Origin of the sequence: Pseudomonas agarici (genome assembly GCF_900109755.1) — a bacterium.
Classification (GTDB): domain Bacteria; phylum Pseudomonadota; class Gammaproteobacteria; order Pseudomonadales; family Pseudomonadaceae; genus Aquipseudomonas; species Aquipseudomonas agarici.
On the sequence record NZ_FOAR01000006.1, the window covers coordinates 1 to 16,517 of the forward strand.

Annotated in this window: 31 protein-coding genes; all 31 read left to right on the forward strand. The window is 55.0% G+C overall.

All coding sequences use genetic code 11. From position 1 onward, the window contains the following. A partial coding sequence (locus tag BMX68_RS07175; RefSeq protein ID WP_033696302.1) for an EF-Tu C-terminal domain-related protein occupies positions 1-357 on the forward strand: 357 nt, incomplete at its 5' end. Between the two features lie 155 nt (positions 358-512). Then, positions 513-824 (forward strand): 30S ribosomal protein S10, encoded by a 312-nt coding sequence (rpsJ, locus tag BMX68_RS07180; RefSeq protein ID WP_003186070.1) that lies wholly within the window; start codon positions 513-515, stop codon positions 822-824. A gap of 80 nt (positions 825-904) precedes the next feature. Beyond that, positions 905-1,540: a 50S ribosomal protein L3 gene (rplC, locus tag BMX68_RS07185; RefSeq protein WP_017129877.1), complete on the forward strand. Its 636-nt coding sequence runs from the start codon at positions 905-907 to the stop codon at positions 1,538-1,540. A gap of 12 nt (positions 1,541-1,552) precedes the next feature. After that, positions 1,553-2,155, forward strand: coding sequence for a 50S ribosomal protein L4 (rplD, locus tag BMX68_RS07190; protein WP_017129878.1), 603 nt, complete (start codon positions 1,553-1,555; stop codon positions 2,153-2,155). Further along, complete coding sequence (gene rplW / locus BMX68_RS07195) at positions 2,152-2,451, forward strand: 50S ribosomal protein L23 (protein ID WP_017129879.1); 300 nt, start codon at positions 2,152-2,154, stop codon at positions 2,449-2,451. The genes rplD and rplW overlap by 4 nt, the downstream gene beginning before the upstream one ends. A 14-nt stretch (positions 2,452-2,465) precedes the next feature. Further along, on the forward strand, positions 2,466-3,290 hold the full coding sequence (gene rplB / locus BMX68_RS07200) for a 50S ribosomal protein L2 (protein ID WP_003186055.1): 825 nt from the start codon (positions 2,466-2,468) through the stop codon (positions 3,288-3,290). 16 nt (positions 3,291-3,306) lie between these two features. Further along, a complete protein-coding gene (rpsS, locus tag BMX68_RS07205) occupies positions 3,307-3,582 on the forward strand; it encodes a 30S ribosomal protein S19 (protein WP_002555486.1) in 276 nt (91 codons plus the stop codon). 13 nt (positions 3,583-3,595) lie between these two features. Then, positions 3,596-3,928 (forward strand): 50S ribosomal protein L22, encoded by a 333-nt coding sequence (gene rplV, locus BMX68_RS07210; protein ID WP_003103908.1) that lies wholly within the window; start codon positions 3,596-3,598, stop codon positions 3,926-3,928. Between the two features lie 13 nt (positions 3,929-3,941). Then, positions 3,942-4,628 carry a 30S ribosomal protein S3 gene (gene rpsC, locus BMX68_RS07215; RefSeq protein ID WP_007924192.1) on the forward strand — a complete coding sequence of 229 codons (687 nt, stop codon included), beginning with the start codon at positions 3,942-3,944 and terminating at the stop codon, positions 4,626-4,628. 12 nt (positions 4,629-4,640) lie between these two features. Beyond that, positions 4,641-5,054 (forward strand): 50S ribosomal protein L16, encoded by a 414-nt coding sequence (gene rplP / locus BMX68_RS07220; protein ID WP_003228729.1) that lies wholly within the window; start codon positions 4,641-4,643, stop codon positions 5,052-5,054. After that, entirely contained in the window at positions 5,054-5,245 is a 192-nt protein-coding gene (rpmC, locus tag BMX68_RS07225) for a 50S ribosomal protein L29 (protein ID WP_002555481.1), read from the forward strand. Before rplP ends, rpmC begins: the two co-directional genes overlap by 1 nt. Before the next feature lie 2 nt (positions 5,246-5,247). Continuing rightward, positions 5,248-5,514, forward strand: a complete 267-nt coding sequence (gene rpsQ, locus BMX68_RS07230; protein WP_003176419.1) for a 30S ribosomal protein S17 — start codon at positions 5,248-5,250, stop codon at positions 5,512-5,514. Positions 5,515-5,537: 23 nt separating this feature from the next. Further along, a complete protein-coding gene (gene rplN / locus BMX68_RS07235) occupies positions 5,538-5,906 on the forward strand; it encodes a 50S ribosomal protein L14 (RefSeq protein WP_002555479.1) in 369 nt (122 codons plus the stop codon). 11 nt (positions 5,907-5,917) lie between these two features. Continuing rightward, on the forward strand, positions 5,918-6,232 hold the full coding sequence (rplX, locus tag BMX68_RS07240; protein WP_007896770.1) for a 50S ribosomal protein L24: 315 nt from the start codon (positions 5,918-5,920) through the stop codon (positions 6,230-6,232). A gap of 20 nt (positions 6,233-6,252) precedes the next feature. Beyond that, on the forward strand, positions 6,253-6,792 hold the full coding sequence (rplE, locus tag BMX68_RS07245) for a 50S ribosomal protein L5 (protein WP_017129880.1): 540 nt from the start codon (positions 6,253-6,255) through the stop codon (positions 6,790-6,792). 13 nt (positions 6,793-6,805) lie between these two features. Then, positions 6,806-7,111, forward strand: coding sequence for a 30S ribosomal protein S14 (gene rpsN, locus BMX68_RS07250; RefSeq protein ID WP_017129881.1), 306 nt, complete (start codon positions 6,806-6,808; stop codon positions 7,109-7,111). Between the two features lie 213 nt (positions 7,112-7,324). Further along, positions 7,325-7,717, forward strand: a complete 393-nt coding sequence (gene rpsH / locus BMX68_RS07255) for a 30S ribosomal protein S8 (protein ID WP_017129882.1) — start codon at positions 7,325-7,327, stop codon at positions 7,715-7,717. Between the two features lie 12 nt (positions 7,718-7,729). Then, entirely contained in the window at positions 7,730-8,263 is a 534-nt protein-coding gene (gene rplF, locus BMX68_RS07260) for a 50S ribosomal protein L6 (protein WP_003176412.1), read from the forward strand. Positions 8,264-8,273: 10 nt separating this feature from the next. Continuing rightward, positions 8,274-8,624: a 50S ribosomal protein L18 gene (rplR, locus tag BMX68_RS07265; protein ID WP_010443919.1), complete on the forward strand. Its 351-nt coding sequence runs from the start codon at positions 8,274-8,276 to the stop codon at positions 8,622-8,624. Between the two features lie 3 nt (positions 8,625-8,627). Beyond that, positions 8,628-9,128 carry a 30S ribosomal protein S5 gene (gene rpsE / locus BMX68_RS07270; RefSeq protein ID WP_017129883.1) on the forward strand — a complete coding sequence of 167 codons (501 nt, stop codon included), beginning with the start codon at positions 8,628-8,630 and terminating at the stop codon, positions 9,126-9,128. 2 nt (positions 9,129-9,130) lie between these two features. Further along, positions 9,131-9,307, forward strand: coding sequence for a 50S ribosomal protein L30 (gene rpmD / locus BMX68_RS07275; RefSeq protein WP_003176408.1), 177 nt, complete (start codon positions 9,131-9,133; stop codon positions 9,305-9,307). Positions 9,308-9,310: 3 nt separating this feature from the next. After that, entirely contained in the window at positions 9,311-9,745 is a 435-nt protein-coding gene (rplO, locus tag BMX68_RS07280; RefSeq protein WP_007924183.1) for a 50S ribosomal protein L15, read from the forward strand. Continuing rightward, positions 9,746-11,074 carry a preprotein translocase subunit SecY gene (secY, locus tag BMX68_RS07285; RefSeq protein WP_017129884.1) on the forward strand — a complete coding sequence of 443 codons (1,329 nt, stop codon included), beginning with the start codon at positions 9,746-9,748 and terminating at the stop codon, positions 11,072-11,074. Positions 11,075-11,103: 29 nt separating this feature from the next. Beyond that, the gene (gene rpmJ / locus BMX68_RS07290; protein ID WP_002555468.1) at positions 11,104-11,220 is read left to right on the forward strand and encodes a 50S ribosomal protein L36; all 117 of its coding nucleotides are present in this window, start codon (positions 11,104-11,106) and stop codon (positions 11,218-11,220) included. Between the two features lie 129 nt (positions 11,221-11,349). After that, positions 11,350-11,706, forward strand: a complete 357-nt coding sequence (gene rpsM, locus BMX68_RS07295; RefSeq protein WP_017129885.1) for a 30S ribosomal protein S13 — start codon at positions 11,350-11,352, stop codon at positions 11,704-11,706. 30 nt (positions 11,707-11,736) lie between these two features. Further along, positions 11,737-12,126, forward strand: a complete 390-nt coding sequence (gene rpsK / locus BMX68_RS07300; RefSeq protein ID WP_007924177.1) for a 30S ribosomal protein S11 — start codon at positions 11,737-11,739, stop codon at positions 12,124-12,126. 18 nt (positions 12,127-12,144) lie between these two features. Continuing rightward, the gene (rpsD, locus tag BMX68_RS07305) at positions 12,145-12,765 is read left to right on the forward strand and encodes a 30S ribosomal protein S4 (RefSeq protein WP_017123253.1); all 621 of its coding nucleotides are present in this window, start codon (positions 12,145-12,147) and stop codon (positions 12,763-12,765) included. A gap of 22 nt (positions 12,766-12,787) precedes the next feature. After that, positions 12,788-13,789: a DNA-directed RNA polymerase subunit alpha gene (locus BMX68_RS07310; RefSeq protein WP_017129886.1), complete on the forward strand. Its 1,002-nt coding sequence runs from the start codon at positions 12,788-12,790 to the stop codon at positions 13,787-13,789. A gap of 42 nt (positions 13,790-13,831) precedes the next feature. After that, the gene (gene rplQ / locus BMX68_RS07315) at positions 13,832-14,218 is read left to right on the forward strand and encodes a 50S ribosomal protein L17 (protein WP_017123254.1); all 387 of its coding nucleotides are present in this window, start codon (positions 13,832-13,834) and stop codon (positions 14,216-14,218) included. 191 nt (positions 14,219-14,409) lie between these two features. Continuing rightward, positions 14,410-15,858 carry a catalase gene (locus BMX68_RS07320; RefSeq protein ID WP_060781949.1) on the forward strand — a complete coding sequence of 483 codons (1,449 nt, stop codon included), beginning with the start codon at positions 14,410-14,412 and terminating at the stop codon, positions 15,856-15,858. A 156-nt stretch (positions 15,859-16,014) separates the two neighbouring features. Continuing rightward, positions 16,015-16,479 carry a bacterioferritin gene (gene bfr, locus BMX68_RS07325; protein ID WP_017129889.1) on the forward strand — a complete coding sequence of 155 codons (465 nt, stop codon included), beginning with the start codon at positions 16,015-16,017 and terminating at the stop codon, positions 16,477-16,479. Positions 16,480-16,517 lie beyond the last annotated feature (38 nt).

The window sequence follows — 16,517 nt, forward strand, 5'->3', positions numbered from 1 at the left end:
GTGCTGCTGCGTGGTACCAAGCGTGACGACGTGGAGCGTGGCCAGGTTCTGGTCAAGCCAGGTTCGGTCAAGCCGCACACCAAGTTCACTGCAGAAGTCTATGTTCTGAGCAAGGAAGAAGGCGGTCGTCACACGCCGTTCTTCAAAGGCTACCGTCCACAGTTCTACTTCCGTACAACTGACGTGACCGGTAACTGCGAACTGCCAGAAGGCGTTGAAATGGTGATGCCAGGTGACAACATTCAGATGACTGTCACGCTGATCAAGACCATCGCGATGGAAGACGGCCTGCGTTTCGCTATTCGTGAAGGCGGTCGTACCGTCGGCGCTGGCGTCGTAGCCAAAATCATCGAGTAAGCGTCTCATTGAGATAGCTTCGATGCTTTAAAAAACCCCCGCCTAGCGGGGGTTTTTTATTAGGTTGACACCTATATGGCTCGTCTATAGAATTGCGCCTCCTTTTAACGGGCGTATTGCGCTCGGTGGGAATAGCAGCCGGAGTCTGAAATCCAATGCAAAATCAGCAAATCCGTATCAGGTTGAAGGCTTTTGACCATCGCCTGATCGACCAATCCACCCAGGAAATCGTGGAAACCGCGAAACGTACTGGTGCTCAAGTGCGTGGTCCAATTCCACTGCCTACCCGTAAAGAGCGGTTTACCGTCCTGGTCTCCCCGCACGTCAACAAAGACGCGCGTGACCAATACGAGATCCGTACTCATAAGCGTGTACTGGACATCGTCCAGCCAACGGATAAAACCGTCGATGCGCTGATGAAGCTTGATCTTGCGGCAGGTGTGGAAGTGCAGATCAGCCTCGGCTAAGACTCGGTCTTAGTCGTGTAACGCTCTGAAATGGGCGGCCATAGCGGGTGAAAGCCCCGTACACTCATGAGGTTTACAACATGACTATTGGTGTAGTCGGTCGTAAATGCGGTATGACCCGTATTTTCACCGAAGAAGGTGTCTCCATTCCGGTCACGGTCATTGAGATCGAGCCGAATCGCGTCACCCAGTTCAAGACTGAAGAAACTGATGGCTACCGTGCAGTGCAAGTGACTGTCGGCGAGCGTCGTGCTTCGCGTGTTACAGCCGCTCAAGCTGGCCACTTCGCTAAAGCGAACGTTGCCGCTGGTCGTACCGTAACGGAATTCCGCCTTGCAGAAGGCGAATACCAGGCCGGCGATCTGATCAGCACTGAAATCTTCGCTGCTGGCCAACTGGTCGATGTGACCGGTCAGTCCAAAGGTAAAGGCTTCCAGGGTACGATCAAGCGTTGGAATTTCCGCGGGCAAGATAACACCCACGGTAACTCCGTATCCCACCGCGTTCCAGGCTCTATCGGCCAGTGCCAGACTCCTGGTCGTGTATTCAAGGGCAAGAAAATGTCCGGTCATATGGGCGCTGAGCGCGTGACCGTGCAGTCCCTTGAAGTAGTGCGCGTGGACGCTGAACGCAATCTGTTGTTGGTCAAGGGCGCTGTTCCTGGCGCTACTGGCGGCAACCTGGTTGTACGTCCGGCAGCCAAGGCTCGCGGTTAAGGGGAAGCTGACATGCAATTAAATGTAAATGACGCTCAAGCGATCGAAGTTTCCGAACTGACATTTGGCGGCGAATTCAACGAGACGCTGGTTCACCAAGCAGTCGTGGCCTATATGGCCGGCGGCCGTCAAGGTAGCAAGCAGCAAAAGACCCGTTCCGATGTTTCCGGTGGTGGCAAGCGCCCATGGCGTCAGAAAGGTACTGGCCGTGCTCGTGCCGGTACTATTCGTAGCCCGATCTGGCGCGGCGGCGGTACCACTTTCGCAGCTCGTCCTCAGGATCACTCCCAGAAGCTGAACAAGAAGATGTATCGCGCAGCAATGCGTTCCATCCTTGCTGAGCTGGTGCGTACTGATCGTCTGGTCGTTGTTCAGGATTTCGCTGTTGAAACCCCGAAAACCAAAGACCTGCTGAGCAAACTGGCTGGCATGAGTCTGACCGACGTTCTGATCGTGTCTGACGCTGTTGATCAGAATCTGTACCTGGCTGCTCGCAACCTGCCACACGTAGATGTCCGCGACGTACAGGGTTCCGATCCAGTTAGTCTGATCGCATACGACAAGGTGTTGATCACCGTGTCGGCCGTGAAGAAATTCGAGGAGCTGCTGGGATGAACCAGGAACGCGTATTTAAAGTTCTGCTTGGCCCGCACGTTTCCGAGAAGGCTACGGTTCTGGCAGACAAAAAAGGTCAGTTCGTTTTCAAGGTTGCTACTGACGCAACCAAGCTGGAAATCAAGAAGGCCGTCGAAAGCCTGTTCAGCGTGAAAGTAGAGCGTGTGACTACCCTGAACGTTCTGGGTAAAAGCAAGCGCACTGCTCGCGGTCTGGGCAAGCGTAATGACTGGAAGAAGGCGATCATCTCCCTTCAGCCAGGCCAAGATCTCGATTTCAGCAGCAGTGCTGAGTAAGGAAGGGGTGCATCATGGCAATCGTTAAATGCAAACCGACTTCCCCTGGCCGCCGTTTTGTGGTCAAGGTGGTCAATCAGGAGCTGCATAAAGGCGCTCCTCACGCACCGCTGCTCGAGAAAAAGTCGAAGTCTGGTGGTCGTAACAACAATGGCCGCATTACCACTCGTCACATCGGTGGTGGTCATAAGCAGCATTATCGTCTGGTCGACTTCCGTCGTAACGACAAAGATGGCATCGCTGCCACTGTCGAGCGTATCGAATACGATCCAAACCGTACTGCTCACATCGCACTGCTGCTGTACGCAGACGGCGAGCGCCGCTACATCATCGCCCCTAAGGGGGTGAGTGCCGGCGACCAGTTGATCGCAGGTGCCCTGGCGCCGATCAAGCCAGGTAACGCTTTGCAGCTGCGTAACATTCCAGTTGGTAGCACCGTACACGGCATCGAATTGAAGCCAGGTAAAGGCGCGCAAATCGCTCGTTCCGCTGGTGCTTCGGCTCAGCTGATCGCTCGTGAAGGCGTGTACGTTACCCTGCGTCTGCGTTCCGGTGAAATGCGTAAAGTCCTGGCTGAATGCCGTGCGACCCTGGGCGAAGTCTCGAACTCCGAGCACAGCCTGCGTTCGCTGGGTAAAGCAGGTGCCAAACGCTGGCGTGGCGTTCGCCCAACCGTTCGTGGTGTTGCCATGAACCCGGTTGACCACCCACATGGTGGTGGTGAAGGTCGTACCTCTGGTGGTCGTCATCCGGTATCGCCGTGGGGCTTCCCGACTAAGGGCGCGAAGACTCGTGGTAATAAGCGTACCGACAAAATGATCGTCCGTCGTCGCAAGTAAATAGAGGGATACGACAGTGCCACGTTCTCTGAAAAAAGGTCCTTTTATTGATCTTCACCTACTGAAGAAGATCGAAGTGGCGGCGGAAAAGAACGATCGCAAACCAGTTAAGACCTGGTCGCGCCGTTCCATGATCCTGCCACAAATGGTCGGTCTGACCATCGCTGTACATAACGGTCGTCAACATGTCCCAGTTCTCGTGAACGAAGACATGGTCGGTCACAAACTAGGCGAGTTTGCCGGTACCCGCACTTATCGTGGGCACGTGGCAGACAAGAAAGCCAAGCGTTAAGGGGTAAGGAACGATGGAAGTAGCCGCTAAGTTGTCGGGCGCTCGAATCTCCGCCCAGAAAGCCCGCTTGGTCGCCGACCAGATCCGCGGGAAGAAGGTGGGCGAAGCGCTCAACCTGTTGGCTTTTAGCAGTAAGAAAGCCGCCGAGATCATGAAAAAAGTGCTGGAGTCGGCCGTAGCCAACGCCGAGCATAACGAAGGCGCAGACGTTGATGACCTGAAAGTCAGCACCGTTTTCGTCAACGAAGGGCGTTCGCTGAAGCGCATCATGCCGCGTGCCAAAGGCCGTGCTGATCGCATCGTCAAGCGGTCTTGCCATATCACTGTCAAGGTTGCTGACAAGTAACGGAGTCGAAGAGATGGGTCAGAAAGTACATCCCATTGGCATTCGCCTGGGAATCGTCAAGGAGCACACCTCCGTCTGGTACGCAGACGGTCGGACTTATGCGGACTATTTGCTCGCAGATCTGAATGTGCGTGAGTACCTCCAAGACAAACTAAAAAGCGCGTCCGTAAGCCGTATCGATATCCATCGTCCGGCTCAAACTGCACGCATCACCATCCACACCGCTCGTCCAGGTATCGTTATCGGGAAGAAAGGTGAAGATGTTGAGAAACTGCGTCAGGACCTGACCAAGCAAATGGGTGTGCCTGTGCACATCAATATCGAAGAGATCCGTAAACCGGAGCTCGACGGTATGCTGGTTGCGCAGAGCGTGGCTCAGCAGCTGGAGCGTCGTGTAATGTTCCGTCGCGCTATGAAGCGTGCCGTACAGAACGCAATGCGCATTGGTGCCAAAGGCATCAAAATCCAAGTGAGCGGTCGTCTCGGCGGTGCTGAAATCGCACGTACTGAATGGTATCGCGAAGGTCGTGTGCCACTGCACACCCTGCGTGCCGATATCGACTATGCCACCTACGAAGCTCACACCACTTACGGTGTGATCGGTGTGAAGGTTTGGATCTTCAAAGGCGAAGTAATTGGTGGTCGCCAAGAAGAGCTGAAGCCACAAGCACCAGCGCCTCGTAAAAAAGCTGCTAAGTAAGGGGTACGCCAAATGTTGCAACCAAAGCGTACGAAGTTCCGCAAGCAGATGACCGGCCACAACCGTGGTCTGGCGCTGCGCGGTAGCAAGGTCAGCTTCGGCGAGTTCGCACTGAAGTCTGTTGCTCGCGGTCGTCTCACCGCTCGCCAGATCGAATCGGCACGTCGTGCCCTGACTCGTCACGTAAAACGTGGCGGTAAGATCTGGATCCGTGTATTCCCGGACAAGCCTATTTCCAAGAAGCCACTCGAAGTTCGGATGGGTAAAGGTAAGGGTAACGTGGAGTACTGGGTAGCCCAGATTCAGCCAGGCAAAGTCCTGTATGAAATCGAAGGCGTTTCTGAAGAGCTGGCGCGTGAGGCTTTCGCCCTGGCTGCTGCAAAGCTGCCGCTCGCCACCTCCTTTGTTAAACGGACGGTGATGTGATGAAAGCGAACGAACTTCGTGAAAAATCCGCACAGCAGCTGAACGAGCAACTGCTCGGCCTGCTGCGCGACCAGTTCAATCTGCGCATGCAGAAAGCAACTGGCCAGTTGGGGCAGTCTCATCTGCTCTCGCAAGTTAAGCGTGACATCGCTCGCGTGAAGACTGTGCTCAACCAGCAGGCAGGTAAGTGATCATGGCTGAAGCCGAAAAGACTGTCCGTACGCTGACTGGCCGTGTTGTCAGCGACAAGATGGACAAAACCATCACCGTTCTGATCGAGCGTCGCGTCAAGCACCCGATCTACGGTAAATACGTTAAGCGTTCGACTAAGCTGCACGCACACGACGAAACCAATCAGTGCCATATCGGCGACAAAGTCACTATTCGTGAAACTCGTCCGCTGGCCAAGACCAAATCTTGGGCACTGGTTGATGTTCTCGAACGCGCTGTGGAAGTCTAAGGGCTAGGGGTCGGAGAAATTATATGATTCAGACTCAATCCATGCTCGATGTGGCCGATAACAGCGGCGCTCGCCGCGTTATGTGCATCAAGGTGCTGGGTGGCTCCCATCGTCGTTACGCGGGTATCGGTGACATCATCAAAGTGACCGTCAAGGAAGCCATTCCTCGCGGTAAGGTAAAGAAAGGCCAGGTGATGACTGCTGTCGTAGTCCGCACCCGTCACGGCGTGCGTCGTGCTGATGGCTCCATTATCCGCTTTGATGGCAACGCTGCTGTTCTGTTGAACAACAAGCAAGAGCCGATCGGCACCCGTATCTTTGGGCCAGTGACCCGTGAACTTCGTACCGAGAAGTTCATGAAGATCGTCTCGCTCGCCCCAGAAGTGCTGTAAGGAGATCCGACATGCAAAAGATTCGTCGTGACGACGAGATCATCGTGATCGCCGGCAAAGACAAAGGTAAGCGCGGTAAGGTGCTTAAGGTTCTCGCTGACGACCGTCTGGTCGTCGGTGGCTTGAACCTGGTCAAGCGTCATACCAAGCCTAACCCGATGTCGGGCGTACAAGGCGGTATCGTCGAAAAAGAAGCGCCACTGCACGCTTCCAACGTCGCCATTTTCAACGGCGAAACCAATAAAGCTGATCGCGTTGGTTTCAAAGTAGAAGACGGCAAAAAAATTCGTGTCTTCAAGTCGACCCAAAAAGCGGTTGATGCTTGAACACTGCTAGGTAGAAGACCATGGCACGACTGAAAGAGATTTATCGGAAGGAAATCGCTCCCAAGCTTAAGGAAGAACTTAAGCTGGTGAACGTGATGGAAGTTCCGCGCATTACCAAGATCACCCTGAACATGGGTTTGGGCGAAGCGATCGGTGACAAAAAAGTCATCGAGCACGCTGTGGCTGACTTGGAAAAGATCACCGGCCAGAAAGTCGTCGTGACTCACGCTCGCAAATCCATCGCTGGCTTCAAGGTCCGCGAAGGTTGGCCGATCGGCGTCAAAGTGACTCTGCGTCGCGATCGTATGTACGAGTTCCTGGATCGTCTGCTGTCGATCTCCCTGCCTCGGGTTCGCGACTTCCGCGGCCTGAATGCCAAGTCCTTCGATGGTCGTGGCAACTACAGCATGGGCGTGAAAGAGCAGATCATTTTCCCGGAAATCGATTACGACAAGATCGATGCTCTGCGCGGTCTGGACATTACCCTGACCACCACTGCCAAATCGGATGAAGAAGGTCGCGCATTGCTGCGTGCTTTCAAATTCCCGTTCCGCAACTGATTGGAGTAGGAAAATGGCCAAGAAGAGCATGAAAAACCGTGAGCTGAAGCGTCAGCTCACCGTCGCCAAGTACGCCGTCAAGCGTGCAGCGCTCAAAGCAATCATCGTCGATCTGAACGCAAGTCCAGAAGCGCGTTGGGAAGCCTCCATAGCCCTGCAGAAGCAGCCACGTGACGCCAGTGCCTCGCGCATGCGTAACCGCTGCCGTATCACCGGTCGTCCGCACGGCGTTTACCGCAAGTTCGGTCTCGGCCGTAACAAGCTGCGTGAAGCCGCGATGCGTGGTGACGTACCAGGTCTGGTCAAGGCCAGCTGGTAAGTCGTACTGCCCAAGTCGCCGCGGTCGGAATCGTAAGAACCCGACCGTTGGTGAGTTTGAGTATGAATCAAGCCCCTTTTGGGGCTTGATTCATTTCTGGGGTGTGTCTAGAATGACCGGCTCGCCTGAGCCCGCGCTTTTTTGCGCGCGGAGTACCTCGGCGACAGTTGCAGCCGCAAGGCTCATTTTTTTTGTATCAGGAGCATCTAGCCCATGAGTATGCAGGACCCGTTAGCGGACATGCTAACTCGAATCCGTAATGCCCAGATGGCTGAAAAGTCCGTCGTAAGCATGCCGTCTTCTACGCTGAAGGTGGCTGTAGCAAAAGTCCTGAAGGACGAAGGTTACATCGCGGGTTTTCAGATCACCGCCGACGCCAAGCCGTCGTTGTCCATTGAGCTGAAGTACTTCGAAGGCCGTCCGGTCATCGAGGAAGTGAAGCGCGTTAGCCGTCCAGGCCTGCGTCAGTACAAGTCCGTCGAAGACCTGCCGAAAGTTCGTGGCGGCCTGGGCGTGTCTATCGTCTCCACCAACAAGGGTGTGATGACTGATCGTGCTGCGCGCGCCGCCGGTGTCGGCGGCGAAGTTCTTTGCACTGTGTTCTAAGGGGGGATAAGCATGTCTCGCGTCGCTAAGAACCCCGTTAAGCTGCCAGCTGGTGTCGAAGTAAAATTCGCCGGCCAACAGCTTTCGGTGAAGGGTGCCAAGGGCACTCTCGAACTGAACATCCATTCGTCCGTTGAGATTGTCGAAGAAGCTGGTGAGCTGCGTTTCGCTGCTCGCAATGGCGATCAACAAACTCGCGCAATGGCTGGTACCACTCGTGCGTTGGTAAACAACATGGTCCAAGGCGTAAGCCAAGGCTTCGAGCGCAAGCTCCAGCTGGTTGGTGTTGGTTACAAGGCGCAAGCAAAAGGCACGGTGCTGAACCTGGCTCTTGGCTTCTCGCACCCAGTGGATTACGAACTGCCGGAAGGCATCACCGCTGAGACTCCTAGCCAGACCGATATCCTGATCAAGGGCATCGACAAGCAGCTGGTAGGTCAAGTGGCCGCCGAGATCCGCGACTTCCGTCCACCAGAGCCGTACAAAGGCAAAGGTGTGCGCTACGCGGACGAAGTCGTCCGTCGTAAAGAAGCCAAGAAGAAGTAGGGCATAGCAAATGACCGACAAAAAAGTTACTCGACTGCGTCGCGCTCGCAAAGCACGCCTGAAAATGCACGAACTCGAAGTCGTGCGTCTCTGCGTGTTCCGCTCTTCGCAGCACATCTACGCCCAGGTCATTTCGGCCGACGGCAACAAAGTCCTGGCAAGTGCTTCGACTTTGGATAAAGAACTGCGTGATGGTGCCACTGGCAACATCGACGCGGCCACTAAGGTTGGCCAGCTGGTCGCTTCGCGTGCTAAAGCCGCAGGTGTCTCGCAGGTGGCTTTCGACCGCTCTGGCTTCAAGTATCATGGTCGCGTCAAGGCGCTGGCTGATGCTGCTCGTGAAGCTGGGCTGGAGTTCTAAGTTATGTCAAATAACGACCAAAAGCGCGACGAAGGCTACATCGAGAAGCTGGTTCAAGTTAACCGCGTAGCCAAAACCGTTAAAGGTGGCCGTATCTTCACTTTCACCGCGTTGACCGTGGTGGGTGATGGTAAGGGCCGTGTGGGCTTCGGCCGTGGCAAGTCGCGTGAAGTGCCTGCTGCGATCCAGAAGGCTATGGAGGCTGCTCGCCGCAACATGATCCAAGTGGATCTGAACGGCACCACGTTGCAGTACGCCATGAAGTCCGCCCACGGCGCTTCCAAGGTTTACATGCAGCCTGCTTCTGAAGGTACCGGTATCATCGCTGGCGGCGCTATGCGTGCTGTCCTCGAAGTAGCCGGTGTTCAGAACGTCCTGGCCAAGTGCTACGGTTCGACCAACCCGGTAAACGTGGTTCATGCCACTTTCAAGGGTTTGAAAACCATGCAGTCCCCTGAGTCCATTGCTGCCAAACGCGGCAAAACTACAGTGGAGATCCTGTGATCATGGCAACCGTAAAAGTAACGCTGATCAAAAGCATGACCGGTCGTATCCCTAACCACAAATTGTGCGTTAAGGGTTTGGGGCTGCGTCGCATCGGTCACACTGTAGAAGTCCAGGATACTCCCGAGAATCGCGGGATGATCAACAAGGCTTACTACATGCTGCGTGTCGAGGGTTAATCGATGAAACTCAATGATCTGAGTCCAGCGCCGGGTTCCCGTCGCGAAAAGCATCGTCCGGGCCGTGGTATCGGTAGCGGTTTGGGTAAGACAGGTGGCCGTGGTCACAAAGGTCAGACCTCTCGCTCCGGTGGCACCATCGCTCCAGGCTTTGAAGGCGGTCAACAGCCGCTGCATCGTCGCCTGCCGAAATTCGGTTTCGTGTCCCTGAAGGCCATGGATCGCGCAGAAGTGCGTCTGTCCGAGTTGGCCAAGGTGGAAGGCGACATCGTGACCGTGCAGTCCCTGAAAGATGCCAACGTGATCAACCAGAACGTACAGCGTGTGAAAATCATGCTGTCGGGCGAAGTGACTCGCGCTGTAACTATCAAGGGTATCGCCGCCACCAAAGGTGCGCGTGCGGCTATCGAAGCAGCTGGCGGCAAGTTCGAGGAATAAATGGCTAAGCAAGGTGCTCTCTCAGCGCTCAGCAAAGGCGGGTTATCCGAGCTCTGGGCTCGACTGCGTTTTCTATTCCTGGCGATTATCGTCTACCGGATAGGCGCACACATCCCAGTTCCAGGTATCAACCCGGACCGGCTGGCGGACCTGTTTCGACAGAATGAGGGGACCATTCTTAGCTTGTTCAACATGTTTTCCGGCGGCGCGCTGGAGCGGATGAGTATCTTTGCATTGGGGATCATGCCGTACATTTCGGCATCGATCATCATGCAGCTGATGACCGCCGTCAGTCCGCAGTTGGAGCAGTTGAAGAAGGAAGGTGAGGCTGGTCGTCGCAAGATCAGCCAATACACCCGCTATGGCACCGTTGTCCTAGCCCTTGTCCAGGCCATTGGCATGTCCATTGGTCTGGCTGGTCAGGGCGTCTCTTTTACTAATGACTTCGGCTTCCATTTCGTCGCGGTGTCCACATTCGTGGCTGGCGCGATGTTCATGATGTGGCTGGGTGAGCAGATTACAGAGCGCGGTGTGGGTAACGGTATCTCGATGTTGATTTTTTCGGGTATCGTTGCCGGTCTTCCGAGAGCGATCGGGCAGTCCTTCGAGTCTGCACGTCAGGGGGATATCAACATCTTCGCCCTGGTTGCCATCGGTTTGCTGGCGGTGGCGATCATCGGTTTCGTGGTGTTCATTGAGCGTGGCCAGCGTCGTATTGCTGTTCACTACGCCAAGCGTCAGCAGGGCCGTAAGGTTTTCGCTGCGCAGACAAGCCACTTGCCGCTGAAAGTGAATATGGCCGGTGTAATTCCTGCTATCTTCGCGAGCAGCATTTTGCTGTTCCCGGCTTCGTTGGGTGCCTGGTTCGGTCAGTCTGAAGGTATGGGCTGGTTACAGGACATCTCGCAGTCGATCGCTCCTGGTCAGCCGTTGAATATTCTGCTGTTTAGTGCAGGGATTATTTTCTTCTGCTTCTTCTATACGGCGTTGATGTTCAATCCGAAAGACGTAGCGGAAAACCTGAAGAAGTCCGGTGCCTTTATTCCGGGCATTCGTCCAGGCGAGCAGTCGGCGCGCTACATTGATGGCGTTCTGACCCGTTTGACCATGTTCGGTGCTCTTTATATGACGGCCGTGTGCTTGCTGCCCCAGTTCCTGGTGGTTGCGGCAAACGTTCCGTTCTACCTTGGCGGGACCTCGTTGCTGATCGTGGTCGTGGTTGTGATGGACTTTATGTCCCAAGTGCAATCGCACCTCGTTTCGCACCAGTATGAATCCCTGATGAAGAAAGCCAACCTGAAGGGCTACGGCAGCGGCATGCTGCGCTGAAGTACCCCATAAGGTTCGAGGAGTTGGTGATGAAAGTTCGTGCATCGGTGAAAAAGCTGTGCCGTAACTGCAAGATTATTCGCCGCGAAGGTGTTGTTCGAGTAATTTGCAGCGCGGAACCGCGTCACAAACAGCGCCAAGGCTGAGTGTGATCCGCTTGAAGCCCAGCAGCTAGTGCGCTGCTGGGTTGATTATTTGTTATTACAGCGATATTATCTCGCGCCCTATTTCTTGGCTTCCGGGGCGTAGGTAGCTGTCAATTGGAGTCCCACTGAATGGCCCGTATTGCAGGCGTTAACATTCCAGATAACAAGCACACTGTTATCTCGTTGACCTACATCTATGGTGTTGGTCGCACTACTGCGCAGAAAATTTGCGCAGTGACTGGGGTCAACCCAGCCGCAAAGATCAAGGATCTGAGCGACGAGCAGATTGAACAGCTGCGTGGCGAAGTGGCGAAGTTCACCACTGAAGGTGACCTGCGTCGCGAAGTCAACATGAAAATCAAACGCTTGATGGACCTGGGCTGCTATCGCGGTCTGCGCCATCGTCGTGGTCTGCCAGTACGCGGTCAGCGTACCAAGACCAACGCGCGTACTCGCAAAGGTCCGCGTAAGCCGATCCGCAAGTAATCGCACCAGCGAATCGACAGGAATCTAGTCATGGCAAAACCTGCTGCTCGTCCTCGTAAGAAAATTAAAAAGACAGTGGTTGATGGCATCGCCCACATCCACGCGTCTTTCAACAACACCATCGTGACCATCACCGACCGTCAAGGTAACGCTCTTTCCTGGGCTACCTCCGGTGGTTCGGGTTTCCGCGGTTCCCGCAAGTCCACCCCGTTTGCTGCTCAAGTAGCTGCTGAGCGTGCTGGTCAAGCTGCGCTGGAATACGGCCTGAAAAACCTCGACGTCAATGTCAAGGGTCCAGGTCCAGGTCGTGAGTCCGCTGTCCGTGCATTGAACGGCTGTGGCTATAAGATCGCCAGCATCACCGACGTGACGCCAATCCCGCATAACGGGTGCCGTCCGCCGAAGAAGCGCCGCGTGTAATCCAGGAGATTGTAAAGAATGGCTCGTTACATTGGTCCAAAATGCAAACTGGCTCGTCGCGAAGGCACCGATCTCTTTCTGAAGAGCGGCGTGCGCGCTATCGAATCCAAGTGCAACATCGAAGCAGCACCTGGCATCCACGGCCAGCGCCGCGGTCGCCAATCCGACTACGGCACCCAGCTGCGTGAAAAGCAGAAGGTCCGTCGTATTTATGGCGTTCTTGAGCGTCAGTTCAGCGGCTACTACAAAGAAGCCGCCGGCCGTAAAGGCGCAACGGGTGAAAACCTGCTGCAGCTGCTCGAATGCCGTCTGGACAACGTCGTATACCGTATGGGCTTTGGTTCGACTCGTGCCGAATCCCGTCAACTGGTATCGCACAAGTCGATCAGCGTTAACGGCAAAACCGTAAACGTCCCGTCCTACCAGGTTCGTGCTGGTGACGTGGTGGCTATTCGTGAGAAAGCTAAGAATCAACTGCGTATTGTCCAGGCTCTCGATCTGTGTGCCCAGCGTGGCCGCGTAGAATGGGTAGAAGTGGACACTGAGAAGAAGTCGGGCGTTTTCAAGAACGTTCCTGCTCGTAGTGACCTCTCCGCCGACATCAACGAAAGCCTGATTGTCGAGCTCTACTCCAAGTAAGGGCTAGAAAATAGGTGCATCCATGCAGATTTCGGTAAATGAGTTCCTGACACCCCGTCACATTGATGTGCAGGTTGTCAGTCCAACCCGCGCTAAGATTACCCTCGAGCCTCTCGAGCGTGGTTTTGGCCACACCCTGGGCAACGCGCTGCGCCGCATTCTGTTGTCCTCAATGCCTGGCTGTGCAGTAGTCGAGGCCGAGATTGACGGTGTGCTCCATGAGTACAGCGCCATCGAAGGTGTACAGGAAGATGTCATTGAAATCCTGTTGAACCTTAAAGGTCTGGCTATCAAGCTGCACGGTCGTGACGAAGTTACGCTGACCTTGTCGAAGAAGGGTTCGGGGGTGGTTACCGCTGCCGATATTCAGCTGGATCATGATGTCGAGATCGTTAACCCCGATCACGTAATCGCCAACCTGGCGTCTAACGGCGCCTTGAACATGAGGCTCACCGTAGCTCGTGGTCGTGGTTATGAACCAGCAGACTCGCGTCAGAGCGATGAAGACGAAAGCCGCAGCATTGGTCGCTTGCAGCTTGACTCTTCGTTCAGCCCGGTTCGCCGTATCGCCTACGTGGTGGAAAACGCCCGTGTCGAGCAGCGCACCAACCTGGACAAACTGGTTATTGATCTGGAAACCAACGGTACCCTGGACCCTGAAGAGGCTATCCGGCGCGCTGCAACCATCCTGCAACAGCAGTTGGCTGCGTTCGTCGACCTCAAGGGTGACAGTGAGCCAGTGGTTATCGAGCAGGAAGACGAGATCGATCCGATCCTGCTTCGCCCGGTTGACGATCTGGAACTGACTGTACGTTCGGCTAACTGCCTTAAGGCGGAAAACATCTACTACATCGGCGACCTGATTCAGCGTACCGAAGTAGAGCTGTTGAAGACTCCGAACCTGGGCAAGAAATCCTTGACTGAAATCAAGGACGTTCTGGCCTCCCGCGGTCTGTCCCTCGGCATGCGCCTCGACAACTGGCCGCCTGCAAGTCTTAAGAAGGACGACAAGGCGACTGCCTGATCGTCGTAATCACCGAACGTAATGTTTGGTAAGGAATGAACCATGCGTCATCGTAAAAGTGGTCGTCACCTGAGCCGTACCAGCTCGCACCGCAAGGCCATGTTTCAAAACATGGCGGTGTCGCTGTTCGAGCACGAGCTGATCAAAACGACTCTGCCAAAAGCCAAAGAATTGCGCCGCGTAGCCGAGCCGCTGATCACTCTGGCCAAGGTAGACAGCTTGGCAAACCGCCGTCTGGCTTTTGATCGTACTCGTTCGAAAGCTATCGTTGGTAAGCTCTTCAATGATCTGGGCAAGCGTTACGCTACCCGTGAGGGTGGCTATCTGCGCATCCTCAAGTGCGGTTTCCGTGCTGGCGACAATGCGCCTATGGCTTACGTCGAATTGGTTGATCGTGCTACTGCCGGCGAAGCCGTATCTGCCGAGTAAAACGTCAGTCTGAAACGAAGAACCGGGCCTAGTGCCCGGTTTTTTGTGTTCGCTATCAAGATTTTGATTTTTAATAGTTTTCGACTATTTGTTTATATTGTTTAATGAATTTGTAGCTGTCATGTTCTTGGTCAATACTCCCTCCCAGCCGATTAGCCGGCAGTACCAAAACCGAGAGAGGAAGGATGAGCATGAGCCAGAACAAAACGCTTACTACCGCCAGCGGTGTCCCCGTTACTGATAACCAAAACTCCCGTTCCGCAGGGCCGCGCGGCCCGCTACTACTCGACGATTTTCACCTGCTCGAGAAGCTCGCCCATTTCAATCGCGAAAACATCCCGGAACGTCGCGTACATGCCAAAGGTTCGGGCGCCTACGGGACTTTCACCGTCTCGAAGGACATTACCCAATACACCAGCGCCAAGTTGTTCGAATTCGTGGGTAAGCAGACCCCGACGTTCCTGCGTTTCTCCACCGTGGGCGGTGAGCGGGGTTCGGCGGATACCGAGCGCGACCCACGTGGTTTCGCCCTGAAGTTCTACACCGAAGAAGGTAACTGGGACATCGTTGGCAACAACACGCCAGTGTTCTTCATTCGCGATCCGCTGAAGTTTCCAGACTTTATTCACACCCAGAAACGTCTGCCACAAAGCAACCTGAAGAGCGCGCAGGCAGTGTGGGACTTTTGGTCGCACTCACCCGAGGCGTTGCACCAGATCACCATCTTGTTCTCCGATCGCGGGATCCCGGACGGTTACCGTTATATGCACGGCTTCGGTAGCCACACCTACAGCTTGATCAGCGCCAAGGGTGAGCGTCACTGGGTGAAATGGCATTACAAGACAAAGCAGGGTATCAAGAACCTGACGCCGGCCGATGCCGCACGCCTTGCGGGTACGGACCCCGACTACGCGCAGCGCGATCTGTTCAGCGCTATCGAACGCGGTGAGTTCCCGAAGTGGGGCGTATACATTCAACTCATGACCGAGGCCCAGGCAGCAGCGCATTATGAGAACCCGTTCGACGTGACCAAGACCTGGTCGCAGAAAGAGTTCCCATTGATCGAGGTCGGTGAGCTGGAATTGAATCGCAATCCGCTGAACTACTTTGCCGAAGTCGAACAGGCGGCATTCGCCCCAAGCAATATGGTGCCAGGTGTCGGCTTGTCTCCGGACCGCATGCTGCAAGGTCGCGTATTTGCCTATGCTGATGCCCATCGCTACCGTATTGGCACCAATCACCAATACCTGCCGGTGAACGCGCCGCTGAGCCCGGTCAACAGCTACCAGCGCGACGGTTCCATGGCCCTTGGCAGCAACGGTGGCGCCGCACCGAACTATGAGCCCAACAGTTACGCCGATGCGCCGAAACAAGCCCCTCGCTACGCTGAGCCGGCCTTGGCTCTGAGCGGTGCGGCGGATCGTTACAATCATCGCGAGGATAACGACTACTTCAGTCATGCCGGTGCGCTGTTCCGGCTGATGAATGAGGAGCAGAGAACCGTGCTGATCAACAACATTGCCGGCGCCATGGCAGGCGTTTCCGATGATGTGGTGCAGCGTCAGTTGCAGCACTTCTTCAAAGCCGACCCGGCTTATGGGGAACGCATCACAAAGGCGTTGGGCGTAGTGCTTAAGTAAGTCTAAACGAGAAGCAGAGCCGCCCGCATTTGGGCGGCTTTTCGCTTCTGTTCGACGATTTTTCTCTATTATTTTTCATTTTCCTGCTGCTTTTGCAGTGACCTTCCGGTCGGCTTGGTTCAAACTACAACCTTTCAAGCAGGGAGATGTGGGGCGATGCAAGGTCACCCGGACGTAATCGATTACCTCAACACGTTGCTGACAGGTGAACTGGCGGCCCGTGATCAATATTTCATTCATTCGCGGATGTATGAGGACTGGGGCTTGAGCAAGCTCTACGAGCGCATCAATCACGAAATGGAAGAAGAGGCGCAACACGCCGATGCCTTGATCCGTCGAATTCTGATGCTTGAAGGCACACCACGCATGCGCCCTGACGAACTCGATACTGGTACCACGGTGCCTGAGATGCTTGCCAGTGATTTGCGCCTTGAACACAAGGTACGTGCCGCTCTGTGCAAGGGCATCAAGCTCTGCGAGCAGCACAAGGACTATGCGACTCGTGAGATCCTGCGTGTGCAGTTGGCCGACACCGAAGAAGATCACACCTACTGGTTGGAGAAACAATTGGGTCTGATCCAGTCCATTGGTCTGGAAAACTATCTGCAATCGCAGTTCTGATGCCGACCAACAAAAAGCCCCACTGACCTATCAGGTTC